The sequence below is a fragment of the uncultured Ellagibacter sp. genome, from assembly GCF_934636505.1.
Lineage (GTDB): Bacteria > Actinomycetota > Coriobacteriia > Coriobacteriales > Eggerthellaceae > Ellagibacter.
The window spans coordinates 1-25,991 of record NZ_CAKUAL010000025.1; the positions used below are offsets into that span (position 1 = coordinate 1).

A 25,991-nucleotide genomic window follows, 5' to 3' on the forward strand; every position below is an offset into this window, starting at 1 on the left:
AGAACAGGCCGTTCACGCCTGCATCGATCATACGGTTGATGGAGCGCTCGAACGACTCGAGGTCGAGCTGTTTCTTTTCGTTCAGGGGGATTACCACGGGGGGAATTACGCCGTGGAACTCTTTGGTGTCCATGCCGTGCCTTTCATTTGACGGTCTTGTCTCAAACTCAAAAAGCATAGCACGCAGGGAAAACGCGTCAAGGAAAGGGCGCTTTTCATCACACGAAAAGGGGAGAGGGACCCTGAAGTGGATGACGCGCGTGGGGCATACTCCGTGCTCAAACAGTCCTGCTCGCGCAAACAGCCCACTGGGCTGTTTGGCTCGTGCGGAACTGCGCGCGGAGCATGCCCCACGCGCGTCTGTCGCAATTGAGGGTTGACCCCGGGGCAGCAAACAAAAAGGGCGACCCTTGCGAGTCGCCCTTCGTTCTTGCTTGCCGGTGCTTACTCTTTCCCAAGATTGGGGTGGAGAAGCGAGGGAGCCGCGCCCAGAAGCAGGCGCGTGTAGTCGTCCTTGGGGTGATTGAACACTTCTTCGGCGGTTCCCCGCTCGACTGCCTGACCGTGGTTCATGACGATGATGCGGTCGGAGATATAGCGCACTGTCTGAATGTCGTGGCTGATGAAGACCATGGCAAGGCCGAGCTGCTTCTTCAGGTCCATGAGCAAGTTCAAAATCTGCGCGCGAACCGAAACATCGAGAGCAGACGTTGGCTCATCAGCGATGATGGCGTCAGGATTGAGCGACAGTGCACGAGCGATGGCCACGCGCTGGCGCTGGCCGCCGGACATTTGGCCGGGCAGCGCATCGAGAACGGACTCTGGCAGGCCCACCATCTCGATGAGCTCATGCACGCGGGCCTCGCGAGATTTCGCATCGCCCACGTTGTGCACGATCATCGGGTCGGTCAGCTGGTCGCGCACGCTCATGCGAGCGTTCAGCGCGGTCGCCGGGTCCTGGAAGACGACCGAGATCACGCGGCCGATGATGCGACGCTGCGCAGCGGTGCGCTTCGTGACGTCGGTTCCCTTGAAATAAACGTGTCCCGACGTAGGCGTCTGCAGGCCGCACATAACGTTTGCCGTGGTCGATTTGCCGCAACCCGACTCGCCGACGATGCCAATCGTCTCGCCCGGCATGAGCTTCAGAGTGAGACCGTTCACCGCGTGCACCTTGTTCGGGTGCAGGATCGATCCCGTGCGCGTCTTGAAGACCACATGCACGTCGTCGAGGAAGATGATGGGGGTTTCCCCGTCCTCATCGGAAGCGACAGTGCTCGCAGAAGCGCTTGCGTCCTTCGCATCTTCCTGCTCGGTGATAAGCCCGCGGCCCTCTGCAGTCTCGGCGTCGTTCACAAACTCCGTGTCGCTCGCAGCGGCGACGAGGTCATTCTCGGCGATTTCCGCCGCTTGGTTGTTCTTCTCGGTCATTTACTCTGCACCTCCCGTAAGGTAAGGCTCGATTCCCACGCGCTTCAGCTCGCTGTCGGGAAGCTCGGCGTAGTAGTGGTCGGTGCCCTTGACGCGCTTGAGCATCGGGCGGACGTTCGAAATCTTGTCCGGGTGGCTCGAACGCGGGCGGAAGCGGTCGCCCTCGGGGAAATCCTTCGGGGACGGAACGCTGCCAGGAACCTGGTGCAGACGGTCGCCGCCGGCTTCGATGGAGAGCACCGAGCCGAGAAGGCCGCGCGTGTACTCGTGAACCGGGCTGGTGAGGATATCCTTCACGGGGCCCTGCTCCACAACCTGGCCTGCGTACATGACGGTGATCGAGTTTGCGACCTCGGCGACGAGCGCGAGGTCGTGGCTCACGAACACCATCGCGAAGCCGAGCTCGTGCTGGAGCTTGTTCAGAAGGTCGATAACCTGCTTCTGCACGGTGACGTCGAGGGCGGTCGTCGGCTCGTCGGCGATGACGAGCTTCGGGTCGCGCGTGAGCGCCATGGCGATGAGCACACGCTGGCGCTGGCCGCCGGAGAGCTCATGCGGGTAGGAGTCGAGCGTGCGCTTGGGGTCGAGGCCAACAAGTTCCAGCAGTTCCTCGGCGCTGCGGGTGCCGCCGCGCTTGGTGAGCTGTTTCATCTGCGCCTTGATCAGCATCGACGGGTTCAAGCTCGAAAGTGCGTCCTGGTAGATCATCGCGATCTCGCGGCCGCGCAGCTCGTTCATCTCCTTGTCAGAGAGGGTGAGCAGGTTCTTGCCATCGTAGAGAATCTCGCCGGAAATCTGCGCCTTCTTGTCGAGCAGGCCCATGATGGTGAGGCTCGTGATGGACTTGCCGCAGCCGGATTCGCCCACAAGGCCCATGGTTTGGCGCGGGCGGACGACGAAGCTCACGTGGTCGACGACGTTCACGTCGCCATGACGCGGGAACTTGATGCAGAGGTCCTTCACTTCAAGAATCGGCGGCACGTCGGTGCGGGCCTCGAAGCGGTCGGTGCGTACAAGCTCGACCTCGCGCAGCGCGTCGAGGCGCTTGGTGAGCATCTCGGCCTGGGCGGCGTAGGCGAGCGTCGGGTCGGCGACCATGCGGTCAGCCTCGCGGTTGCCCTTAAGATCATTCTCGTCGACCTTAACGGCGGCCTTCGGCGCTGCGATCGCGTCGGTGATGCCCTCGGAGACGATGTTCAGGCAGAGCACCGTGATCATGATCATGAGACCCGGGAACAGTGCCTGCCACCAGCGGCCGGCAAGCACGCCGTTGCGCGCGTCGGCGAGGATGTTGCCCCACGTCGGCGTCGGCTCGGGGATGCCAGCGGAGATGAAGGAGAGCGACGCCTCGAACACGATGGCGTCGGCGACGAGCACGATGGTGAACACGAGCACCGGGGCGATGCAGTTGCGCACGACGTGCTTCCAGAGAATCCAGGGGGCGCGGGCGCCGGAGACGACGACGGCGCGCACGTAATCCTGGTTGTATTCGCTCATCACGTTCGCGCGCACGATGCGGGCGATCTGCGGGATGTAGAGAAAGCCGATGGCGAAGATGAGCGAGGGCACGCTGTTGCCAAACACGACGATGAAGGTCGCAGCGAGAGCGATGCCAGGGAAGGACATGATGATGTCCAAGATGCGCATGATGATATTGGAGATGCGCTGGCGCACAACGGCGGCGATGGCGCCGATGATGGAGCCGACCACGAGCGCGAACGCCGTGGCGCCCAGGCCGATGGTGAGCGAGTACTTGGCGCCACACATCAGGCGGGACAAAACGTCGCGCCCCTTGTCGTCGGTGCCAAAGAGGTGTTCGCCGTTAGGCGCGGTGAACGAGGTGTAGATCGCGTAGGGATCATAGGGAGCGATGAAGTCGGCGAGGATGGCGATGGCGATGATCGCGATGAGCACGACAAGCGAGATGCGCGCGCCAATCGTCATGTTCTTCCAACGGCGGAAGCGCACTTTGCCGGCGCCGGCCTCCATCTTCTTAGTGAGGTTGCCACGAAGTTGAGCCATGGTGCTACACCGTCCTGATTCGCGGATCGATAAGGATATAGAGCATGTCGACGATCACGTTGACGATGATGAAGGTGATGGCAACGACGAGGACGACACCCTGGACGAGCATAACGTAGTTCGACGTGACGCCCGAAAGGATGGCCATGCCCATGCCGGGAAGCGAGAAAATGACCTCCAAGACCACAGCGCCGCCGATCATGTAACCGAACTTCAGGCCGAGCACGGTGACCGGCGTGATGAGCGCGTTGCGAAGCACGTTGCGCGCGACGACGGTGCCGTAGGGGATGCCGAAGCCGCGGGCGGTGCGCACGTAGTCCTTGTCGAGCTCCTCGACCATCGACGTGCGGATGATGCGCGTCATCTGGCCGGTCAAGGGAACGGCAAGCGCGATGCCGGGCATTGCCATGCGGGCAAGCCAGCCGCCCGGGTTCTCTGTGAACGCAGGGAGGGCACCTGATGCGGGGAGCACGTGCAGCATTGAGGAGAACAGAAGGATGAACAGCACGGCGAGCCAGAACGACGGGGTGGCGATGCAGGCGATCGAGAAGATGCGGATGACCTGGTCAGGCCAGCGATCGCGATAGAGCGCCGAGATGACGCCCAGGATCGTGCTTGCAATGATCGCGATGATGAAGCCGAAGAAGCCCAGCTGCAGCGTAATGGGCAGCGCGGTCGCGATGCGGCCTGCGACGGATTGGTTCGCGGGGCCGAAGGTTCCCAGGTCGCCATGGAAGAAGCCCACCATGTAGTTGCAGTACTGCACGACGACGGGGTCGTCGAGGCCGTGTTGCTCGCGGTAAAGTGCGAGTTGTTCCGCTGACGCGTTTTCGCCCAGGGCTGAGTACGCCTGATCGATGGGTGATAACGACATCAGGAAGAAGACGAGAACGGTGACACCGAAGATCATGATGGGCAGCCAAATCAGGCGGTTGCCAATCAATCGCAACAGGTTATTCACTTGTCCCCTCCTTTCGATTTCTGCTCGTGAGAGCACCCTTAAAAATGTTCGGCACCTCTCCGAGCGGTGCCGCGCCCAAGAATTGCCAACCTAGCATTATAACGGTCGGCTCCCTATCAAAGACTGTTTTTTATTGCAAGCGCATAAAACTGATAGCGTTACTGCAGCTGTTTTTTGCAAACGTGCCACCAGTTGTTGCCCGTGCCCTTCGCGAATTCGCACCCGACGCAGGGCTTTGCGCAGAACTCGACGGTCCTCATGTCGTCGGTGAGAAGCTCGCTTCCTTCGTAGGGGGTGTGGGGAAGGGCCTTGTCCGCGGTCTCCATGCCTCGGATGTACATCGCCGCAAGTTGCTTCATGCCGCGTTTCGTGGGATGCGTGCCGTCGATCGCCTCGTAGTCGAAGCCGAGGGCCGCTGCATCGACGGGCGTGCAGCTGGGCTCGTCAGCTGCAGCGTCGAGGATGGCCTTGCTGTACTCATCGACGCAGATGCCGCGAAACCATCGAGGCGAGGTCGACTTCTCCGCTCCCTTCACGCGCCCAGGGAGAAGCGTTGCTGCCCAGATGTGGGCTTCCGGCCACTTCTCGTGCATGGTGCGAAGCATGCTGCGATACGAGGCCGCGAACTTCTCGACTGCGCCGTCGGGCGCGAGGCCCGCGACCTTTCCCTTGTCGGGGCAGCTCGCCACAAGCTCGGCCGGCGCGTTCGGCGACCCGCCACAGATCTGCGCGTAGGCAGACCCCCATCCGTAGTCGTTGATGCCGATGTAGATGAGGATATCGTCAGGCGCTTTCCCGTCCCGCTCGAGCGCGGCGATACGGCGCTCGCTCGCGCCCTGGGGAAACACGTTGCCCTCGCAGACGCAGCCCGACCAGGCGGCATTCGCGAGAAGCTCGCCGCCGAAATGGTTGATGACCTGCATCCACCAAGTGTCGGCAGGCGTTTGTACCCCCGTCGCCTCACGCCGATCGCCCGTATAGAAAATGCTCCAGCCATCGGGGGTTACCCCTTCGAAGGTGCTGATGGAGTCCCCGTACACTGAAAAAAGTCGCTTCATGCGAAACCTTTCCTCCCTCTTTCGACTGCAATGCAACCAGTATAGTTGCGCATGCCCGCTTTCCGCGTTTCGCGGTTGTTTCGCAACAAAAAGCCCGCCTCGGGAGGCGGGCTTTCGTGCAGGATGAAGCAGGCTTTTTAGGCAAGCTTACTTAAGCTTTGCGTCCTGGAAGTACAGACCGGTGGTCGGGCTGGGCTCGAAGCCTTCGATCTTGTCTGCCCAGTAGCCGGTGAGAACCTTCTTGTGGAACAGCGGGTACAGCGGCACTTCCTCGGCGATGATGTCGAAGCACTTGTTGTAGGCTTCCTGGCGAGCGCCCGCATCGGTGGCCTTGCGTGCCTCGTCGAGGTACTGGTTGAACTCGCTGCACTTGCCGTCGCCGGCCTTCGCCCAGCAGGTACGACCCTGGCACCAGTCGGTGTTCTCGCCGTAGAACCAGGCCAGATGCACGTCGGCGTTGGTGCCGAAGCAGGACACGTCGCCGGGGGCCAGGAACACGTCGTAGTCGAGCACGGAATTGTCTTCCTTGGCAGCGAGCGCCGGGTAGGGGGCAGCCTGGACGTCGAGCGTGCAGGTCAGGCCGACTGCCTGGAGATCCTGCTGGATCTGAGCTGCGAGGTCCTTGATCCAGTTGTCGATGACGAGGAGCGTGAAGGAGAGATTCTCCTGACCTGCTTCCTTGAGCAGGGACTTCGCCTTCTCGGGATCGTACTTATAGATGGTGGAAGCCTCATGGTATGCCGGGTTGTCCTTCGGCAGGTAGGACGTCAGCGTCTCCGCCTGGCCGCCGAGCTGGTTGGAGATGAGCTTGTCGTAGTCGATGGCGTAGAAGAAGGCCTGACGGACGCGCTTGTCGTTGAAGGGCGCCTTCTGGCAGTTGAACATGAGGAAGCCGATGCCGTAGCTGCTGACGCTGTCGACGGTGACGCCGGCGTTCACGAGCTGGTCGCTGTTGGCGAACGGGATGTTCTCGCCGGCGACGGCGGTGCCTTCCTGAAGGGCGGTCACGCGAGCGGTGTTGTCGACGCGGACGAGCCACTGCATGGCGTCAGCGTTTGCCGGTTTTGCACCGTTGTAGTTGGCGTTCGGCGTGAAGTTGAGCTCTCCGCCGTCCTCGCCGTTGCACTCGCCGAAGGCCCAAGCGCCCGACCCGATCGGCGGGGTGGGCATGGATTCCTTGGTGATTTCGCTTGCCGGGAACACGCGGCACAGGGACAGGCGCTCTTTGAGCAGGCTGTCGCTGTCGACCGAGGGGTAGGCGAGCTTGAAGGAGACCGTAGAGGCGTCCTTGGCGGTTACTTCGTCGATGAAGGAGAGCATGTCCTTATAGGTTGCGTTAGCCTTGTTGGCCTCGACCACGGCGACGACGTCGTCGGCGGTCACTTCGGTGCCGTCGGAATACTTGGCGCCCTGGCGAAGCGCGACCTCGTACTCGGTGTCGGAAACCTTCGTCGGCTCGCCGGCTGCGAGGGCAGCTTCGGTCTTGCCGCTGAAGTAGTTGAGCTCGTAGAGGCCCTCGAGGCAGTGCTGGATTGCAGGGAGCATGAGGGCGGAGCTTGCGCCGATGGGGTTGTAGTTGGCGTTCTTGTAGCTGCAAGCAGCGACGATGGTGCCGCCGCCCTTAGCGGTGCCGTCGGACTTCGCGCCGTCGTCCTTCTTCTCGCTCGATCCGCCACCGCAGCCGGTCAGCGAAAGCGCGGCGAGCGCGCCTGCGGCAGTTGCGCCTGCAACGAAGGAGCGACGAGTGAGTTTCACTTGTTCCATGGAATACCCTCCAACTTTTATCGTTCGGGGACGACCCCCGTACGCTCGTGCGCCTTCCTTTTGCGCACGAACGCTTCACATTATCTTCGAAACCGCTTGATAAATAAAGGGAAAGTAAAGGATTTCGTGCATCTTGTTCGAAAGTTGTAACGTTGCTCCGAGAGGGACAATCCCGCGTACTGTTACCGAATCAGTCACGTTTGACCAGCGGCGAAGGGGTTTTAAGGCCCCCTTCTGTCCCCTGAACATCCCTCCCGACGCCTTGTGTGTTCCCCTGTGCGCCCTGCCGCGCCCATTTACCGAAGCGTAACAACCCTTGCAAGCGCCGTTTCGCGCTGCAGGCGGGTGGAGTGCGATTGCGCTGCTAGTATTCCTGAATGTCTACAAGAACAGACGAGATTGTGCACGAGGGCGCAGGGGGCACGCCTCATGCGCCTTTGCCCTTCCGTAATTATCTGAGGAGAGTGAGCATGGCACGAGAATTCAAGTCGATGGACGGCAACTCCGCGGCCGCGTACGTTTCCTACGCGTTCACCGAGGTGGCGGGAATTTACCCCATTACGCCGTCGAGCCCCATGGCTGACCTGGTCGATCAGTGGTCCGCCCAGGGCAGGAAGAACATCTTCGGCACGCGCGTGAAGGTGTGCGAGATGCAATCGGAAGGCGGCGCTTCGGGCACGATGCACGGCTCGCTCGCAGCGGGCGCTCTCACCACGTCCTACACCGCATCCCAGGGCCTCCTCCTCATGATTCCCAACATGTACAAGATGGCGGGCGAGCTGCTCCCCGGCGTTCTGCATGTCTCCGCTCGTACCGTGGCCACCCAGGCCCTGAACATCTTCGGTGACCACTCCGACGTCATGGCCTGCCGCCAGACCGGCTTCGCCATGCTCGCCGAGGGCAACGTGCAGGAAATCATGGACTTGGCTCCGGTGGCGCACCTCGCGGCCATCAAGGGGCGCGTTCCGTTTTTGAACTTCTTTGACGGCTTCCGCACTTCGCATGAGGTCCAGAAGGTCGCATGCTGGGATTACGCCGATCTGGCGGATATGTGCGACATGGACGCGGTGCAGGCGTTCCGCGATCACTCGCTCAACCCCGAGCGCCCCTCCATGCGCGGCTCGCACGAGAACGGCGACATCTTCTTCCAGCACCGTGAGGCGTGCAATTCCTTCTACGACGAGCTTCCCGCCATCGTGGAGGACTATATGCACCAGATCAACGCCAAGCTCGGCACCAACTACGAGCTGTTCAACTACTACGGCGCGCCCGACGCCGACCGCGTGATCGTGGCCATGGGCTCGTTCTGCGACGTGGCTGAGGAGGTCATCGACTACCTCAACGCCCACGGTGAGAAGGTGGGCCTTGTGAAGGTGCGCCTGTACCGCCCGTTTGTGACGAGCAAGTTTGTGGAGGCTCTTCCCAAGACGGTGAAGAAGATCGCCGTGCTCGACCGCACGAAGGAGCCGGGCAGCGTGGGCGAGCCTTTGTACATGGACGTCCTAAACGCGCTTGCCATCGAGGGCCGCTCGGGCATCACCGTTGTCGGCGGCCGCTACGGCTTGGGCAGCAAGGACACCCCGCCCGCGTCCGCGTTCGCCGTGTTCTCCGAGCTTGCGAAGGACGAGCCCCGACGCCAGTTCACCATCGGCATCGTCGACGACGTGACCAACCTTTCGTTGCCTGAGGACCCCAACTGCCCGAACACCGCGGCGCCGGGGACCATCGAATGCAAGTTCTGGGGCTTGGGCGGCGACGGCACGGTCGGCGCGAACAAGAACTCCATCAAGATCATCGGCGACCACACCGACAAGTACGTGCAGGCCTACTTCCAGTACGACTCCAAGAAGACGGGCGGCGTGACGATTTCGCATCTTCGCTTTGGCGACAGCCCGATCCGCAGCCCCTACTATATTAATAAGGCTGACTTCGTCGCGTGCCACAACCCCAGCTACATCACGAAGGACTTCCCCATCGTGAAGGACGTGAAGCCGGGCGGCACCTTCATGATCAACTGCCAGTGGACGCCCGAGGAGCTTGCGCACCACCTGTCAGCCGACGCCAAGCGCTACATCGCGAAAAACGACGTGCAGCTCTACACGATCAACGCGATCGACCTGGCCATCGAGATCGGCATGGGCAAGCGTACGAACACCATCCTGCAGTCGGCGTTCTTCACGCTTGCCGGCGTGCTCCCGCAGGCCGAGGCCATCCGATACATGAAGGATGCGGCTACGAAATCGTACCTGAAGAAGGGCCAGGCCGTCGTCGACATGAACCACAAGGCGATCGACGCCGGCGCGACCGCGTTCGTGAAGATCGACGTTCCCGCCGACTGGGCGGACGCCGCAGGCGACGCAGCTGCCCCCGAGCTTGAGGGCAAGCCCGAGCTCGTCAAGCAGGTGCGCGAGATCATGGAGCCCGTCGGCCGCATGGACGGCGACTCTCTGCCCGTCTCCGCGTTCATCGGTCACGAGGACGGCCAGTTCGAGCAAGGTGCGTCTGCGTTCGAGAAGCGCGGCGTTGCGGTAAGCGTTCCCAAGTGGGAATCCTCCACGTGCATCCAGTGCAACCAGTGTTCATTCGTGTGCCCGCACGCCACGATTCGCCCCTACGCGCTAACCGACGAGGAGATCGCCGCAGCGCCTGAGAACCTTGTGGCTATTCCCATGAAGGGCAAGCTCAAGGACACCTATCGCTACACCCTCGCCATCTCGCCGCTCGACTGCATGGGCTGCGGCGTGTGCATCGGCGTGTGCCCCACCGACTCGCTTTCCATGGTCGGTGCCGAGGGCGAGCTCGCCGAGCAGGACGTGTTCGACTACTGCGTGGAGAAGGTGGCCGACAAGCCCGAGGTGCAGGACAACACCGTGAAGGGCAGCCAGTTCAAGCAGCCGCTGCTCGAGTTCTCCGGCGCCTGCGCGGGCTGCGCCGAAACCTCCTACGCGCGCCTCGTCACCCAGCTGTTCGGCGATCGCATGTTCATCTCCAATGCGACCGGGTGCTCCTCCATCTGGGGCGGTCCCGCTGCGACCTCGCCGTATACGGTCAACAAGGAAGGCCGCGGCCCCGCTTGGGCGAACTCGCTGTTCGAGGACAATGCCGAGCACGGCTACGGCATGCTGCAGGGCCACACCGCCGTCCGCCAGATGGTGATCGAGCAGACCGAGCAGCTGCTTGCTGCCGGCATGCCTGAGGGCGCGGCTGCTGCAGCCCAGGCATGGCTCGACGCGCGCGATGACTCCGCGGCATCGAAGGATGCTTCTGCTGCTTATACGGTCGAGCTCGAGAAGCTTGCGGAAGGCGAAGGGGAGGCGGCAGCGCTTGCGGCCAAGATCCTCGCGAACAAGGATTACCTCGCCAAGAAATCCATCTGGATCTTCGGCGGCGACGGCTGGGCGTACGACATCGGCTACGGCGGACTCGACCATGTGCTTGCATCTGGCGAGGACGTGAACGTGTTCGTTTTCGACACCGAGGTGTACTCCAACACCGGTGGCCAGGCATCCAAGGCATCCAACATCGGCCAGGTTGCGCAGTTCGCGGCGGCGGGCAAGAACATCGCAAAGAAGAGCCTCGCCGAAATCGCCATGCAGTACGGTTATGTGTACGTGGCGCAGGTCGCCATGGGAGCGAAGCCGGCGCAGACGATCAAGGCCATCGCCGAGGCCGAAGCGTATCCGGGACCGTCGCTCATCATCGGCTACTCGCCCTGCGAGATGCACGCCATCAAGGGCGGCATGAAGAACTGCCAGGAGGAGATGAAGAAGGCCGTCGACTGCGGGTACTGGAATCTCTTCCGCTACAACCCGGCGGCGCCCGCGGGCAAGAAGTTCACCCTCGATTGCAAGGAGCCCGCTGGCGGCTACCAGGAGTTCCTCATGAACGAGGCGCGCTACAGTCGACTCACGCGCGAGTTCCCCGAGCGCGCAGCCGAACTCTTCGAGCGCAACGAGGAAGCAGCGATTGAGCGTTACAACCATTTGGTGAAGCTGAAGGAGCTCTACGCCGAGGACTAACAAGGCGGAAGGGCTTGCATCGAAGCGCATAGAGAGGGCGCGGTTCTCGCAAGGGGGCCGCGCCCTCCTTCGTTATGTGGGTTTTTCACGTTCGGAAAACGAGGCGGCGCGCCACACTCCCATCGATGCCTTCTGTCCACGAAACCCTGGTTTTCAAGAAAAGGTCTCGTGGGCGAGGGCGCCTTCTCGCGGTCTTTCCGCGCGCAATGCTTCGCGATTAGGTATCATATTCGCTACAGGATTATCGTTTTCGACCGCAGCTTCCGCACGCCGATCTTGCGTTGTGTGCGATTTCGCTGCGGCCGGTCATCGACGAGGAGGCCTCTTTTGCAGAGCATGCCCACCGCCCAGGAATGGTGCGACTTCTATCGAAGTGTCGACAAGAACGCCGACAAAACCCTCGATGAGCTCAGGGTTCGCTGGAGCCAGATGGCGCCTCACTATGCTCACAAGAACCGGCGGAGCGGATATCTCGCACAGCTAACCGAGCTGCTCGCGCTCGCGCCGGGCGAGAGCATCCTCGATATGGGCTGCGGCCCCGGCGTGCTCAGCGTCCCGTTGGCGAAAAAGGGCCACGATGTGGTGGCAGTCGATTTCTCGGACGGGATGCTCGGGGAGCTGCGGCAGGCGGTTGCCGAAGCTGGCGTCGAGGAGCGTTTCTCCATCTTCCGCCGCGCATGGCAGGAGAGTTGGGACGGCATTCCCCAGGTCGACGTGGCGATTTCGTCGCGCTCTCTCACAACCCATGACATCCAAGATGCCGTCGCCAAGCTCGAGTCAAAGGCGAAAAGCCGCGTCGTGGTTACCACCGCTTGCGGCGAGGTGCCGTGGATCGATGCCCGCGTGGAGCGCGCTTTAGGTCGCGAGATCACGCCGCCCCAGCTCGCGAGGGATTTCTCCGTGCTTTTGAACTATCTGCTGGGAAGCGGGCGTTTCCCGGAGATTCGCTACATCGAGGTGCCGCGCGTGCCGCAATCGGATAGCGCCGAGGAACTCAAGGGATTTCTCGCCAAGGCGGCGGACGCAAAGCCCGAAGAGCGTCCTCTGCTCGACGCGTTCTTCGACAAACATGTGAAGGAGCGCCCTGGCGGCGGCGTCATGATGGACTACACGCAGGAGACGCGCTGGGCCGTCCTTTGTTGGAGGCCGCTTTAGCCACGCCCGCTCGCATGTCAACGTAAGAATGTCGTGCGCAGCTTCGTGCGGCAAAGCGCGTCCCGTATAATGGTTCTCATGCGATAGATGCAATCGAAAGGGGAGTGCATGGCAGACAAGAACAACAAGGGCTACGGTGTTCCCGCGGCTCCCGCTGTGCCTGCCCCTCCTGCGAAGCCGGCTGCTCCCGCGGCACCTGCTGGGCGGCCAGGGAAGTCCGCGGACAACGCTTCGCCTAACGTTCGGGAAGTATCCGCGAAAGAGCGCATTGATGCTCGTCGCCGCGAGCTCGAAAAGAAGCTCGCCGCTAAGGCGACTGCGGGTTCCTCGGAGGCTCGCAAGAGCTCGCCCTCGAAGGCATCCTGTGCAGATAAGGGAGCATCTCCGCAGGCGGGAAGCTCGTCGACGCGCACTGCTTCTCCCGCAGGAGCGGGAAGGCGTCCTGCGGCGGCACCCTTCTTGGAGGAGCATCCCCATCCGAAAGGTGTTTCCGACCGCTTGCGCCAGACCATCGCGCACACGACGTCGGGGCGGCCGAAGGACGCGTTCGGCAAGGGAATGAAAAAGCCCCAAGCGACGGTCAGGCCGGAAGGCGGCAAGCCCGCTTCGTCCGAAGAGGCCCCTAAGAAGAAGTCCTGCCTTAGCTCCATATTCGGCATCATCATCGCCCTTATCCTGCTCTCCCAGGTCGGAGGATGTGTGGCGTCTTGCGTGGGGGATGTTTTCGATTCGATCGATGACGATACCTCGAGCTGGTTTGAGGACTCGGGCTCGGAGCGCCAGGACGGCTCTTCTAGTTCCATGAACAGCTTCTCCAACGATGAAGCCGACGAGGTTGCGGCGCTTGCGTCCGCGCGCGATGCTTTGGCGTCGCTCGATTCGCGCGAGAAGATCGTCGACCGCATTGCTCAAGGGATAAACGAGAGATACGTCAAGATGTTCGGGTTCTCCGCTGACGATGCGGGCGTCGACTCGAAGGAGCTCGCGCGCTGGTTCATCGAGGGGGTTTCATGCACGGTCGGCGATGACGACGTCTTCGTCTACACCGACGGTACAGCCGACGTGTTTGCCGACTGCACGAGCGTTCCGGTATACAACTTCGTGTCGGCGGTTGACGATGCGGCGCGCTCGCTCGCAACGGGCTCGCGCACTCCCACAAAGCAGCAGGTCGCTGCGGCAACGGAGACGGCGAAGGAGCACGCGAGCTCCGAGTACGCTTTCATCATGTTCTCGCTTGTCAAGACCGATGCTGGCTGGGTGCTCGATGAGGATGCTTTCGTGAGCGACACTGCCGACCACCTGTTCGGATTGTAAGGAGCCTTGCCATGAAGATTCCGAGCGAGGTTGTTATCAAAGCGCGGTCGCTCAGGATGGGAAACGGCGTGAGCGTTCCTGCCATCCTGTTTGTCTGCGGCGCCTGCGGGCGCGTGCTCAAGCCAGGCGAAGGTTCGCGCACGTGTCCCGACTGCGGAAGCCGCGATATAGAGACTCGGGTCGACCCTTCGCGCAGCGTTGTCGTTCGGCGTGCTTGTTGAGGATAGGACGTTCCGCCGGTCTGGCGGGAAATACGCGTGGGAAATACGGCAAGAATCTTTGAGCCCTTCTTTAATTGGTACATATGTTCGTGTATACTGAGCCCATGAATACGAACGAACATACTTCATACGACGTAGTCCTGCTCCCGACATACGCCGAGGCGCTCTTCTATCGGAAGCGCGTTGCTGCCGAGGCCGGTCCCCGTGCGCTTTTTGGGGTGACGGTTGCCACGTTTCCCGCCTGGATTGCCGACCTTTGGGGGCTTTTCGGCGACGGCCGGGTTATCGCGAGTCCTCTCGAAGTGGAGGCGCTCTCCGCGTCGCTGTGCTCGAAGGACCCAGCTGCGGCAGGCTGCGCCCGCGTGGTGACGGCCTGCCTTCAAAGCGCGGGAATACCCACCTTCGACGAGGCGTGTGCCCGTGCGAAGCGCGGCGAGGATTGCGGGGTCACTTCCGCGCAGGCTCACGTGCTGCGCCTGTGCGCCGATGTGCGCGATGCGCTGCGAGGCTCCGGCCGTGTGCTTGCGGGGGAAGCGCTCAAGATGCTTCCGGGCGCTATGCCGTCGCGGCCCTTGCGCCTGCTCGTCGAGTGCTCCTCGCCCTTGTCGGCGCAGCAGAGGGCATTCCTCGAAGCGTGTCCGCTTATCAGCTACGAGGTTTGCTTGGCACCTGGCGGGGGAGGGATTCATCGCGCACCTGAGGGCGTTCTCGTGAGGTTCGCCTTCCCCTCGGGAAGTTATGCCGAGCCAGCGACTTTGCGCGATGTCCTTTGCGGCGAAGATCGCGAAGGCACGCTCGTTGCCTGCAAGGAGCCCCTGTCTCTGTTCGAGAAGCTTGCGCCTGCGCTTGCGGAAGCGGGGCTTTCGTGTGCCGTTCGAGCTAGCGTCCCCTTTGCCCAGACCGACTTCGGGCGTGCGATGCTCTCGCTTCGCCGATTCCTCGTCTCCGATGCTTGGCGCTCGGGCGACCTTATGGACTATCTGCTCTCGCCCTTCTCGGGGTTCTCTGTCGAGGGCGCTTATTCTATCGATGCGCAGATCCGCGGCAACCGGCTTATCGATCGCGAGTCGATAACGGCGTCGCTGCGCGAGAAGAGCCGCCTGTTCGAGGCGATGGAAGACATCGCAACCGACCGGGACGCCGACATACTGCTCGGCGAGCTCGAGGACGCGGTGCGCTCGATGGTCAAAAGGCCTGAAGCCTGGCGCCGCGAGCAGCTTGCGGCTATGGCGTCGCTGCGGGACGCCGCCTCGGCGGCACGTCTCGCCGATCTCGATATGCAAGGGGTCGTCGATCTTCTGGCCCATGCGAGCGTCGACGCCTCGCGCTCGTTGGGCGTGGAAGCAGAAGGGCACTTCTGTGGCAGCGATCCTGCGGCCTTGCCCGCCGACGTCGTGTTCGCGGACTATCGACATGCGATATCTTTCCCCTCCGCATCCTGCGATCTTGCTGTCGCATGCGATCTCACCAGCGCCGCGTTTCCCGCCTCCGATTCCGACGATGCGGCGACGACGCTCCTTGCCAAACTGGGAATCTTTCCCGATGACGATGCGCTCTCGCGCATGCGCCGATCGTTCACGGCCCTGTTGGCGGCGCCCCGCAAGATGGTCCTCATCGTTCGTTGCCTTAACGATGAGAACGCCGACCCGACGTATCCTGCTGCCGTTCTCGAGGAATTCGTCGACTGCTATCGTAAGGACCCGTCCGCAACCGACGACATCAAGAATCCCTTCAAGTTACCCGCTTGTTTGCAGGAGGGAATTGTCGAGCGTGGGGAGGAGACCCTTGTCGAGAATGCCGTCATGGCGGGCGGCGACGTGCCATGCGAGAAGGTGGAGCTCCCTGCATCCGGCGAGGTGTCGGCGCCGAAGCGCTCGCTTGTCGTTTTGCCGCGCGTAGTGGCGGGCCAGGTGGTTGACGAGCCGTGCCTCTCTCCCTCGCAGATTGAAAGTTATCTGGAATGCCCGTACAAGTGGTTCGCTCAGCGTCGTTTGCGCCTCGAAGGGCTCGATGAGGGCTTCGGCCCGCTGCAGATGGGCGATTTCGCCCATAGTGCGCTCAAGAGCTTCTATACCCATTTCCAAGAAGAGGTTGCTCCTAAGGTGACGCGCGGAACGCTTGACTCCGCTCGTGCCATCATGCGCGATGTGCTGGATCGGCACGAATCGCATCAATACGAGCTGAAGCCTTCGAACAACCGTCTTGTTCCCACGACGGAGCTCGAACGGCGCGACATGGATTCCCTCAAGCGCAAGCTGCTCGACTACCTCGATTACGAGGCAGAGCTTCTGCCGACGTTCCGTCCCGCCTATCTGGAATACAACGTTGCAGAAGGAGCGACGGCCGAATACGCAGGTCATCTGCTCGTTGGAACGGCGGACCGTATCGATGTCGACGATGAGGGCCATGCCGTGGTGCTCGACTACAAGGCGTCGGTTTCCCCGGAGCACGAGTTTGCCGTACGCGAAGAGGGGAGGCTCGGCAAGGTGCAGGCGCTCATCTATGCGCAGGTGGCGCGCCGAATGCTCGGACTTAACCCCGTTGGCGCCCTCTATGTCTGTTACGGGAAGAAATGCGCCGTTACCGGAGCCTACGACGCTACCGTGCTCGAGTCGCCGCACCTTCCTTCCATGCGCCACGACAAATGCCAGTTCGCGTCGCAGGACGGCGAGTCGTTTGTCGACCTGCTCGACAGGACCGAAGAAGCGATCGCTCGCGGCGTCGAGCGCATGCTTTCGGGCGATGTGCGCCCTGATCCATCAAGCGCCCATGCATGCACCTGGTGCCCGGTGCTCTCATGCGCAGAAAGAAGGGCATAGCATATGGCTCTCACACCTGGACAGAAGAAATGCGTCGATACGCTCGTGGGTCCCGTGGCGGTGTCCGCCGGCGCAGGTAGTGGCAAGACGTTCACGCTCACCCGTCGTATCGTCCATTCGCTTGAATGCGGGTTCGTCTCCGGCATCGACGAGGTGCTCGCGATTACGTTCACCTCGAAGGCGGCGGGCGAGATCAAGTCGCGCGTGAAGGGCGCGCTTAAGGCCTGCGGGCGATCCGACCAGGCGCTTCTCGTCGACTCTGCCTGGATTTCCACCATTCATGGTGCCTGCGCCCGCATGCTGCGCGCCCATGCGCTCGACCTGGGAATCGCCCCCGATTTCACGGTGGCAGACGAGGCGGCTGCAAGCGACATGCTCGATGCAGCGCTTGAGGAGGTGCTCGGCTCGGAGAACGACATCATCTCGCCGGGCGACTACGACGCGCTTTTCACGGAGTATGCAGCTCGTCAGGTGGGGTCGGTGTCTGCCGCAAGCGTCGAGGGCATGGTGCGCGACATCGTCATCGCTGCGCAATCGAGCCCCGAAGGGATGGCATCCATCGTGCCGGCGCCGTCGGCGGCATCGCCCTGCAAGCTTTTGGCGCGCATGGCCTCTTTAGCGGGCGACATCACGGCAGTGTGCGAGGCCCAAAAGCCGGGAAAGACCCGCGACGCGTTCCTCGACGGGACGGCCCGTGCACTCGAGGGGCTCGAAGCCGCACAACAGCAAGGTGAGGAACCATCTCCTGAACAGGTCTTGGAGCTGTTCAATGCCTTTCCAGTTCCTAGTCGCGCGTTCGGCACGTCTGAATACAAGGAGCTCGCAGCCGAAGCGGCGCAAGGGTATCTCTCCTTGATGATGGAAGCTCGCCTTGCCCTTGCCGAGCCACGCATGCGCGAGGTTATCGACCTGTCGGGCCGCGTCTTCGATGCGTATCGCAGGCGCAAACATGAGGCGGGAATGCTCGACAATGACGACCTGCTCACGATGGCGTCGCGCATGTTCAGCGAGCATCCCGAAATCGCTGCGGAGTACGCCGATCGCTTCAAGCTGATTATGGTCGACGAGTTCCAGGATACCGACCAGCTGCAGGTGAACATGGTGAAGCGCATGGCGGGCAAGAACTTCGAGCGCCTGTGCACGGTTGGCGATGCGCAACAGAGCATCTATCGCTTCCGCGGGGCGGACGTCTCGGTCTACAACAGGCACCTTGCCTCGGTGGCAAACACTAACGAAGCGGGCCTTATCGAGCTTGCTGACAATTTCAGAAGCCATGTCGATGTCCTCGCGTTCGTCGACTGCGTGTTCAGCCAGCCGAGCGTATTCGGCCGCTCGTTCATGTCGCTTTCCGCATCGCGCGACTCTGGTCGTATCGACTGCCCCTACCAGGGATTCGATCCGCGCATCGAGGTGCAGCTCACCACCTATCCCCGAGGTGTTGCCTCGGACACAGCGCGCGCCGCGGTCGCGCAGCGGATTGCACAACGTTTCGCGAAGCTTGTCGACGAGGGCCATTCGGCGGGCGACATGGTGGTCTTGCTTGGCAGCATGCGATGCGCCGACGTCTACGCCGACGCCATACGCGAGCAGGGGCTTTCCTGCGTGGTCTCAGGGGGGTCGATCTTCGGCCGTGCACCGGAAGTGCGCCTTGCGGTGCGGCTCGCCGAGGTAATTGCGAACCCTAAGGATACCGAAGCCCTTTTCGAGGTGCTCTCGAGCGAAATCTTCGCGCTCACCGCAGACGATTTCATCGATCTTTCGACGGGCCTCGACGAGCTGCGGGGCATTCCTCGCCGCCGTTCTCTTGATTCCGGTGTTTCGGTGTGCGCCGCCGCTGAAAACGATGCGTCGCTCATACCCGGTCTCCGAGCTGCGGTTCGAACGCTGAAAAAGGCGGCGTTTCGCGTGCGGCTCGAGCCCCTCTCCAAGGTCATGGAGGGAGTCCTCCTCGATTCAGGCTGGCTTCGTCGACTCGAGGATGAAGGCGCCGAAGGGCTTGCGCGCGCGGCAAACGTCTACAAGGCGTGCCGCCTTGCCCGTGACATCGAGCGCAGGAAAGGGTCGGGCCCCGCTCAGACCGCAGTCGAGCTGCGTGCGCATATTGAAATCGCCAAAGAGGCCCCGGGCTCGCTTTCCTCGAAGTCGGGCGATTTCGTTCGCATCATGACCGTCCATGCGAGCAAGGGTCTCGAATTCCCCATCGTCGCGGTGGCCGAGCTGCGCTCCGACGAGGTGCGCTCGTCGCGAATGGTTCGGACCACGCTCAATGGCAAAACCTACCTCTCGCTCGATGCGGGGGCGACCGCGACGCGCTTGACCGCGAAGCAATCGCAGCTCATCGCGAAATGCACGTCGGTGGACCCTTTCGAGGGAGACGAAGACGATGAGTTCTACCAACAGCTGATCGAGCACCCCGGTGACCATAGTCCCGTGGAGGTCCGCTGCGCGATTCGCCAACATGAGCATCTCGGCGAAACCGAGGAGACCCGTCGGCTTCTCTACGTCGCGCTTACCCGTGCGCAGGAGGCAGTCATCTGCGCAATTGCCGGGAAGACGACGAAGGACGACCCGACGGGCCTTGCGAAGAGCGTATGGGGAAGCGTGGAGTCTGCCCTGTGCGGCGAGGGCAATGCCTTCGAGCCCGGCGTGACACTTCTCGATTTCGGCGGTGAGTCTCCCGCGCGCGTTGAGCGTATTGACCTGACTGTCGAATCGGAAGAACCCTATGATTCTGAGGTCGCTGGCGCCGAAGCGGCAAATCAAGAAGAAGGGTGCTCGCTTGCAGGCGTGTCCGACCCAGCACGGCGAACCGTCGAGATCCCCGAAGTCTTGCCCCACTGCGAGCTGCTGGCTCAGGCGTGGCCTGCATCTCGCGCCGATGTGTTCAGCTATTCGTCGATCGCGCACAGCCCATCTGATGAGGCGGGGACCAGCTCGTCTGCGGAAGAGATTATTTCGTCGAAAGTGCCGCCCGTCGAAGAGCCTGGTTTTTCGGAGGTGGATGAGGCAGCGTGGACCGCGATTCGAGCTTCGCTTTCGGGAGACGCCGACAAGGCGACGGACTTGGGCACCGCCTTCCATAGGCTTGCCCAACAGGCGGTATGCACCCATGCCGAGAGCGCTGCCCTCGTCTGCCCCGACAAATCGCACGTCGACGCGCTTGCTCGTCATTGCGGGCTTTCCGACTTGCAGCGCATTCGCCTCACCGAAGCGCTTGCACGATGGTTTGAAAGCGATCTTGCAGCACGCGTTGCGACATTTTCCCGCCTTCGTGCAGAGGTTCCCTTCTTCGTACGCGTGGGGCGCGGAGCCAGCGCGCCATTCATGGAGGGGGAAATTGACCTTCTCGCCGACGGGGAAGACGGCCGCACGGCGCTTGTTGTTGACTACAAAACAGGTGGGTCGCCAGGGGAAACGCCGACACAGTTGCACGAAAAGCATCGACTGCAGGCGCTTTGCTACGCGTATGCCCTGCTCATGCAAGGCTATGAATCCACGGAGTTCGCATTCGTGCGTGTGGAGCAGCCCGACGATACGAAAGAAGGCCAGCCGCAGCAGGTGAACTACACCTTTACCGCAGCTGACCTTCCGGCAATCGAAGGGGAGATACTTGCGCGCTACGCGAGCAGCTTCTCCGCGTAAGCGATCTTCACGCAGCAGACGAACACGCTGAGCGCCTCGCGAAGCTCGTAGAGCGGGGGAAGCGTGGGCGCGATGCGGATGTTGCTGTCGTAGGGGTCGTGCTTGTACGGCCAGGTCGCGCCAGCATCCGTCATCGTGACGCCCGCTTCCTTCGCGAGCTGTACGATGCGCTTGGCACACCCCTCGGGCGCGTCGAAGGACACGAAATACCCGCCGCGCGGCTTGGTCCACGTGCACCCGCCGACCTCGGAAAGGCCCATGGTGAGCTCGTTTTCGACGAGCGTGAACTTCGGGCGCAGGATATCGGCATGCTTCTCCATGTGGGCGGCGATGCCGTCGGCGTTCTTCAAAAACCTCACGTGGCGAAGCTGGTTGAGCTTATCGTAGCTGATGACGGTCGTGGCCATGCGCTTCTTGATTTCGGCGATATTGTCGGGGCTCGCGGCGATGGCAGAGATGCCGGCTCCAGGAAGCGTGACCTTCGACGTAGACGCGAACTTGAAGTAACGGTCGGGGTTGCATGCTTCTCGGCATGCCTCGGCAATGTCGAGAAGTTGGTCCTGGTCGGCCTTGAACGGGTTCAGGTGATGGACGCTGTAGGCGTTGTCCCAGAAGATGCGGAAATCGTCAGCAGCGCAGGGCATGGCCGCCAAGCGACGAACGACTTCCTTGGAATAGGTGACGCCCCCGGGGTTGGAGTACTTGGGGACGCACCAGATGCCCTTCACGGAATCGTCCTCGGCGACGATTCGCTCGACCTCATCCATGTCAGGGCCGTTCTCGTCCATCTTCACGGGAATCATCTCGATGCCGAACGACTCCGTGATGCCGAAGTGACGGTCGTAACCCGGAACAGGACAGATCCATTTGATTCCCGGGTACTGCGCCCAGGGCTTGCTGCCGAGGGTGCCGAAGTCGAGGCATCGCGCAACGGCGTTGCCCATGAGCGTCAGGCTCGAGTTGCCGCCGACGATCACGTTTTCCGGCACATCGTCAAGCATTGCCGCCATCAGGCGCTTTGCCTCGGGAAGTCCGTCGAGCACGCCGTAGTTGCGGCAGTCGGTGCCGTCCTCGGCGATGCAATCCTGCGCGCTGGAGATGCAGGAGAGCAGAGGCAGGCTCAAATCGAGCTGCTCGGCGCTCGGTTTGCCGCGAGCCATATTCAGCGAAAGGCCCTTTGCTTTGAACTGCGCGTACTCTTCCTTCAATCGATTGAGCTCGCTTTGAAGCTCCGCGCGATCCATTTGTTCGAATGCAGCCATTTCCCATCCTTTGCCATGTGCGACGAAACATGCACGCCGCCGCGAATCTTGCCGACCTTGATATTACGTTTGCGCGCCCGATGCGACAAGTTTCAATTGCGAGAAATCCTTGGCTTCCCCTCGTATCGCGCATCTGCGAGCACCTCGACGCCCGCAAGCGCTATGCCTTGCCCTTGCGAGCGGCGACAATAACGCCGCCGTTTCGCGAATCGTTCACACAGCGACCGAAATATCACTTTAGTCGGGAAAAGTATGCCGTATAATTCGCCTATTCGACTATCGAGAGGGATGAAAATGGTTACTGGTGATTTTTGGGTACTCCTGGCGATGCTTCTGTATTTCATCGTCGTTGTGCTCGTCGGCTTCGTCTATGCGAAGAAGTCGAACGCCTCAAGCGAGGCGTACTTCCTCGGCGGTCGCGGGCTTGGCCCGTGGCTCACGGCGCTTTCCGCGGAAGCGTCGGACATGTCCGGGTGGCTGCTCATGGGTCTTCCCGGCGTTGCATACTTCACGGGCGCATCGGACGCCATGTGGACGGCGATCGGCCTTGCTATCGGCACGTATCTCAATTGGAAGTTCGTGGCGAAGCGTCTGCGCAAGTACTCCGAGGTGGCGAACAACTCCATCACCGTTCCCGACTTCTTCTCGAACCGCTTTCACGACAACAAGCATATCCTCATGACGATTGCGGCCATCATCACGCTCGTCTTCTTCTCGATTTACACGGGAAGCTGCTTTGTGACCTGCGGTAAGCTGTTCTCGACGCTCTTCGGGCTCGACTACGCGACGATGATGGTGCTCGGCGCCATCATCGTGTTCCTCTACACGTTCGTCGGCGGATATCTCTCCGTCTGCACGACCGACCTCATCCAGGGCACGCTCATGTTCTTCGCGCTCGCCACGGTGTTCATCGGCAGCGTCGCGCAGGCGGGCGGCGTCGAGAACACGGTCGCTTTCCTGCAGGATATTCCCGGATTCCTTTCGGGTACGCAGATTGCAACCCCTATTCTCGATGCGGCGGGCAACCAAGTCGTCGAGAACGGTGCACCGCTGTTCGGAGCGGCAGGGGAGTACGGGCTCATCACCATCGTGTCGGGTCTCGCGTGGGGCCTTGGATACTTCGGTATGCCCCAGGTGCTCGTGCGCTTCATGAGCGTGCGTCATTCCGACGAAATCAAGAAGTCCCGCATCATCGCGATGATCTGGCTGGTGGTGTCGCTTTCGAGTGCGGTGTGCATCGGCCTTATCGGGCGCGCCGTCATCCCGACAGAGTTCCTCACGCAATCTGCCGCGGAAAATGTCTTCGTCGTGCTCTCGCGCATGATTCTGCCATCCTTCGCCTGCGGCCTCGTCGTTTCGGGTATCTTCGCAGCGGCGATGAGCTCCTCGTCTTCCTATCTGCTCATTTCCGGCTCGGCGGTCGCAACGAACATCTTCAAGGGCCTGATCAAACGCGATGCGACCGATCGCCAGGTCATGATCGTCGCCCGTTTCACCTTGGCTGCCGTTCTTCTGTTCGGCATCATCATCGCGATGGACTCCAACTCGTCCATCTTCAACGTCGTGTCCTACGCATGGGCGGGCTTCGGTGCGTCGTTTGGCCCCCTCGTGCTGTTTTCCTTGTATTGGAAGCGTACGACGCTGCAAGGCGGTATCGCCGGCATGCTCGTCGGCGCAGCGTCGGTCTTCGCGTGGCATAATCTGGTGAAACCTCTCGGTGGCTGGTTTGGCGTCTATGAGCTCTTGCCGGCATTCGTGTTCGCCTGCATCGCCATCGTGGTGGTCTCGCTGCTCACAAAGAAGCCTTCCGAGGAAATCGAGAAGGAATTCGATACCTACATGGATCTCGACGTGTAGCGCGCCGCCAGTACCAATTGAGCGAAACGGCCCCTGTGCAGACAGCGGGCCGTTTCTTTTATACGGTGAGACGGGAGGACGCTTCCCGTTCTGCAGGAGATGAGGTCATCCCAATTTGCCACAGAGAAGGCGAGCAGGGAACCAAGGTGCGCGCCCTAATGCTATAAATCTACGCTTTCCCAGCCTATTAACGCAGCCCTTGCCTTAGTAGTATAAAGAACGCCCCCGCTTCTCCTTGAAGAAGCGGGGGCGTTGAATGCGTCTTATAGTGAGAAACCTAGAATCTCAGCGCATGAGTGAATCCCGACCACGAAAGGCTATCCGTATCGCGCACGTAAGCTCCGAAGGTGGGAGCGTGCACGTAATGGGATCCGCCATAGCTTACCGCGATTCCCACGTGCCCACTGCGCCAGAGAACATCGCCTGGGCGAGCTTCGGAAACAGGTCCACGCCATGATGCGCAGTTGTAAAGCGATTCGCTTTGATGCGGAAGGGAAATGCCAATTTGCAAATATGCCCAGCGCACGAGTCCGGAGCAGTCGAAAGCGTTCGGACCTTCGGCACCCCACACATACGGGCACCCGATGCGCGACATGGCGTAGTCGACAACCGAACCATAGGAGGGAACATCGGAGCTGCCGCCAGTGTAGCCACCGCCGCTGCTCGATCCGCCGCCACTGCTGGAGCCACCGCCGCTGCTTGACCCACCGCCAGAACCATGGTTGCGGTTCGCGGCCGCCGCTTCGGCCGCTGCCGCAGCAGCAGCGGCGGCCTGCTCTTGCTCGAGCAGTTCTTTCGCTTCGGCGTCGAGAGAGTTGACGAGCTCGGTGGCCTGGTCAACCTTCGCTTGAACCTCCTGCTGAATCTGCGCTGCTTCAGCGGCCTTGTCGGCTGCAATCTGCTCTTGGCGCGCGTACTCGTCCTTGGAGGCCTGCAGCTGCTCGCGCAACTGCTTAGAGGTGTCGACCATTTCGGAGTCGTTGTTGTTCATCTGCGTGAGCAGATCCCAGTTCGACGTGAACTCGTCGAACGAGGAAGCACCCAGGACGAAGTCGAGGAAGCTTGCCGAGCCCGTGCGATACATGCTGCGTGCGCGGGTAGAAAGCTTACCCTGCAATTCTTGGATTTGGGCGTTCGTGTCGTCGATCTTGACCTGCTCGGCCGCCATGGCGTCTTGGGCAGCTTGCTGCTCGTCCAACGCACCATAATAATTATCTGTAGCGGTTTCCAGGTCTGCCTGAAGGCTGACCAACTGATTGCGAACGGCATCGGCTTCGGCCTGCTTTTCAGCTGCCGTGGCGCCGAATGCGATATTCGGAGCGGCCATCGTGACAGCACCTACTGCTGCCGCTGTACCGATAAACGCTCGCCTTGATAGTGTGTTCGTATGCTCGCTCACTGAGGAACCTCCTTGGTTGAGCATGCTGGTGTTCGTTTGGCAAAAGCGTATCTATAATAACACGTAGGGATAACGCTCGCAGGCGGGGGAGCGCTCAATTCATAACACCAGGTCATATGTGGCATAACTTTGCATATGGAGCGATTTGCGAAGGAATAGTGAATAGATACGCCCGGTGGCGTGTAAGGTATTGACAGCCACCGCAGCCTACCGTAATATTCTCTTGCTCGCTGCGCCGGGGACGGCAAAAAGCGGGCGGCAGCTTGATAAATACACATGAATTAAGCGTCGATCATGGGCGTGTGCCCGAGTGGTTAAAGGGGACGGGCTGTAAACCCGTTGACTCTGTCTACCTAGGTTCGAATCCTAGCGCGCCCACCATGATTGCCTGTTTAGCTCAGTCGGTAGAGCACTTCGTTGGTAACGAAGAGGTCACCAGTTCGAATCTGGTAGCAGGCACCAGTCTTTTACGGCGGTGTAGCTCAGTTGGTTAGAGCACACGGTTCATACCCGTGGCGTCACTGGTTCGAATCCAGTCACCGCTACCATTGATATTAGCGCGTCCTTTATGGGCGCGTCGTTGTTTATTACGTTTTTGCTCAAGCGAAAACCAAAATAAGGAGGAAAAGAATGGCAAAGGAGAAGTTCGAGCGTACCAAGCCGCATGTTAACATTGGTACGATCGGCCACGTCGACCATGGTAAGACCACGCTGACGGCAGCCATTTCCAAGACCCTGTCCATGAACGACGGGTCTCATGGTACTGCCCATGCGGACTTCACGGCTTTCGAGGACATCGACAAGGCTCCTGAAGAGCGCGAGCGCGGTATCACCATTTCGATTGCTCACATCGAGTACGAAACCGACAAGCGTCACTATGCACACGTTGACTGCCCGGGCCATGCTGACTACGTCAAGAACATGATCACCGGTGCTGCTCAGATGGACGGCGCGATTCTCGTTATCGCTGCTACCGACGGCCCGATGGCCCAGACCCGCGAGCACATCCTGCTCGCCCGTCAGGTCGGCGTTCCCTACATCGTCGTGTTCCTGAACAAGTGCGATAT

The 25,991-nt window shown here is 61.2% G+C and carries 14 protein-coding genes and 3 tRNA genes; 10 read left to right on the forward strand and 7 right to left on the reverse strand.

Going from position 1 to position 25,991, the window contains the following annotated elements; translation table 11 throughout:
* Positions 1-444: 444 nt before the first annotated feature.
* The 5 genes from Q0G18_RS04440 to Q0G18_RS04460 all read right to left on the reverse strand — a co-directional run bounded on the left by Q0G18_RS04440 (position 445) and on the right by Q0G18_RS04460 (position 7,236).
* Complete coding sequence (locus tag Q0G18_RS04440; RefSeq protein WP_297149920.1) at positions 445-1,431, reverse strand: dipeptide/oligopeptide/nickel ABC transporter ATP-binding protein; 987 nt, start codon at positions 1,429-1,431, stop codon at positions 445-447.
* Positions 1,432-3,453, reverse strand: coding sequence for a dipeptide/oligopeptide/nickel ABC transporter permease/ATP-binding protein (locus Q0G18_RS04445; RefSeq protein ID WP_297149923.1), 2,022 nt, complete (start codon positions 3,451-3,453; stop codon positions 1,432-1,434). It abuts the gene before it with no gap.
* A gap of 4 nt (positions 3,454-3,457) precedes the next feature.
* A complete protein-coding gene (locus tag Q0G18_RS04450) occupies positions 3,458-4,414 on the reverse strand; it encodes an ABC transporter permease (RefSeq protein WP_296061666.1) in 957 nt (318 codons plus the stop codon).
* Positions 4,415-4,572: 158 nt separating this feature from the next.
* On the reverse strand, positions 4,573-5,472 hold the full coding sequence (locus tag Q0G18_RS04455; RefSeq protein WP_297149926.1) for an SGNH/GDSL hydrolase family protein: 900 nt from the start codon (positions 5,470-5,472) through the stop codon (positions 4,573-4,575).
* A gap of 147 nt (positions 5,473-5,619) precedes the next feature.
* Positions 5,620-7,236, reverse strand: coding sequence for an ABC transporter substrate-binding protein (locus Q0G18_RS04460; RefSeq protein ID WP_297149930.1), 1,617 nt, complete (start codon positions 7,234-7,236; stop codon positions 5,620-5,622).
* Between the two features lie 470 nt (positions 7,237-7,706).
* On the opposite strand from Q0G18_RS04460, the gene nifJ reads away from it, so the two are divergent.
* From nifJ to Q0G18_RS04485, 5 genes are all read left to right on the forward strand, one after another.
* Positions 7,707-11,255 carry a pyruvate:ferredoxin (flavodoxin) oxidoreductase gene (gene nifJ / locus Q0G18_RS04465; RefSeq protein ID WP_297149933.1) on the forward strand — a complete coding sequence of 1,183 codons (3,549 nt, stop codon included), beginning with the start codon at positions 7,707-7,709 and terminating at the stop codon, positions 11,253-11,255.
* Positions 11,256-11,591: 336 nt separating this feature from the next.
* On the forward strand, positions 11,592-12,410 hold the full coding sequence (locus tag Q0G18_RS04470; protein ID WP_297149953.1) for a methyltransferase domain-containing protein: 819 nt from the start codon (positions 11,592-11,594) through the stop codon (positions 12,408-12,410).
* Between the two features lie 108 nt (positions 12,411-12,518).
* Complete coding sequence (locus Q0G18_RS04475; RefSeq protein WP_297149936.1) at positions 12,519-13,724, forward strand: hypothetical protein; 1,206 nt, start codon at positions 12,519-12,521, stop codon at positions 13,722-13,724.
* A gap of 325 nt (positions 13,725-14,049) precedes the next feature.
* Positions 14,050-16,764 (forward strand): PD-(D/E)XK nuclease family protein, encoded by a 2,715-nt coding sequence (locus tag Q0G18_RS04480; protein ID WP_297149939.1) that lies wholly within the window; start codon positions 14,050-14,052, stop codon positions 16,762-16,764.
* Positions 16,765-16,767: 3 nt separating this feature from the next.
* A complete protein-coding gene (locus Q0G18_RS04485; RefSeq protein WP_297149941.1) occupies positions 16,768-20,406 on the forward strand; it encodes a UvrD-helicase domain-containing protein in 3,639 nt (1,212 codons plus the stop codon).
* Here Q0G18_RS04485 and Q0G18_RS04490 read toward each other — a convergent pair.
* Positions 20,382-21,668 (reverse strand): aminotransferase class I/II-fold pyridoxal phosphate-dependent enzyme, encoded by a 1,287-nt coding sequence (locus tag Q0G18_RS04490; protein ID WP_297149944.1) that lies wholly within the window; start codon positions 21,666-21,668, stop codon positions 20,382-20,384. The genes Q0G18_RS04485 and Q0G18_RS04490 overlap by 25 nt on opposite strands.
* A gap of 294 nt (positions 21,669-21,962) precedes the next feature.
* On the opposite strand from Q0G18_RS04490, the gene putP reads away from it, so the two are divergent.
* Positions 21,963-23,525, forward strand: a complete 1,563-nt coding sequence (putP, locus tag Q0G18_RS04495; protein WP_296061692.1) for a sodium/proline symporter PutP — start codon at positions 21,963-21,965, stop codon at positions 23,523-23,525.
* A 277-nt stretch (positions 23,526-23,802) separates the two neighbouring features.
* On the opposite strand, the gene Q0G18_RS04500 is transcribed toward putP, so the two are convergent.
* Positions 23,803-24,852, reverse strand: a complete 1,050-nt coding sequence (locus Q0G18_RS04500; protein WP_297149947.1) for a C40 family peptidase — start codon at positions 24,850-24,852, stop codon at positions 23,803-23,805.
* Positions 24,853-25,220: 368 nt separating this feature from the next.
* Here Q0G18_RS04500 and Q0G18_RS04505 point away from each other — a divergent pair.
* From Q0G18_RS04505 to Q0G18_RS04520, 4 genes are all read left to right on the forward strand, one after another.
* Positions 25,221-25,305: transfer RNA gene (locus tag Q0G18_RS04505), tRNA-Tyr, on the forward strand.
* A gap of 5 nt (positions 25,306-25,310) precedes the next feature.
* Positions 25,311-25,386: transfer RNA gene (locus Q0G18_RS04510), tRNA-Thr, on the forward strand.
* A gap of 9 nt (positions 25,387-25,395) precedes the next feature.
* A tRNA-Met gene (locus tag Q0G18_RS04515) sits at positions 25,396-25,472 on the forward strand.
* 82 nt (positions 25,473-25,554) lie between these two features.
* The coding region (locus tag Q0G18_RS04520) for a GTP-binding protein (protein ID WP_297149951.1) at positions 25,555-25,991 on the forward strand (437 nt) is incomplete at its 3' end.

Bases quoted from the DNA above. Each gene is read 5' to 3' on its own strand.
- Q0G18_RS04455 (WP_297149926.1), bottom strand. From the start codon at position 5,472: ATGAAGCGACTTTTTTCAGTGTACGGGGACTCCATCAGCACCTTCGAA.
- Q0G18_RS04440 (WP_297149920.1), bottom strand. From the start codon at position 1,431: ATGACCGAGAAGAACAACCAAGCGGCGGAAATCGCCGAGAATGACCTC.
- putP (WP_296061692.1), top strand. From the start codon at position 21,963: ATGGTTACTGGTGATTTTTGGGTACTCCTGGCGATGCTTCTGTATTTC.
- Q0G18_RS04460 (WP_297149930.1), bottom strand. From the start codon at position 7,236: ATGGAACAAGTGAAACTCACTCGTCGCTCCTTCGTTGCAGGCGCAACT.
- Q0G18_RS04475 (WP_297149936.1), top strand. From the start codon at position 12,519: ATGGCAGACAAGAACAACAAGGGCTACGGTGTTCCCGCGGCTCCCGCT.
- Q0G18_RS04490 (WP_297149944.1), bottom strand. From the start codon at position 21,668: ATGGCTGCATTCGAACAAATGGATCGCGCGGAGCTTCAAAGCGAGCTC.
- Q0G18_RS04445 (WP_297149923.1), bottom strand. From the start codon at position 3,453: ATGGCTCAACTTCGTGGCAACCTCACTAAGAAGATGGAGGCCGGCGCC.
- Q0G18_RS04470 (WP_297149953.1), top strand. From the start codon at position 11,592: ATGCCCACCGCCCAGGAATGGTGCGACTTCTATCGAAGTGTCGACAAG.
- Q0G18_RS04500 (WP_297149947.1), bottom strand. From the start codon at position 24,852: ATGGCCGCTCCGAATATCGCATTCGGCGCCACGGCAGCTGAAAAGCAG.
- nifJ (WP_297149933.1), top strand. From the start codon at position 7,707: ATGGCACGAGAATTCAAGTCGATGGACGGCAACTCCGCGGCCGCGTAC.
- Q0G18_RS04480 (WP_297149939.1), top strand. From the start codon at position 14,050: ATGAATACGAACGAACATACTTCATACGACGTAGTCCTGCTCCCGACA.
- Q0G18_RS04485 (WP_297149941.1), top strand. From the start codon at position 16,768: ATGGCTCTCACACCTGGACAGAAGAAATGCGTCGATACGCTCGTGGGT.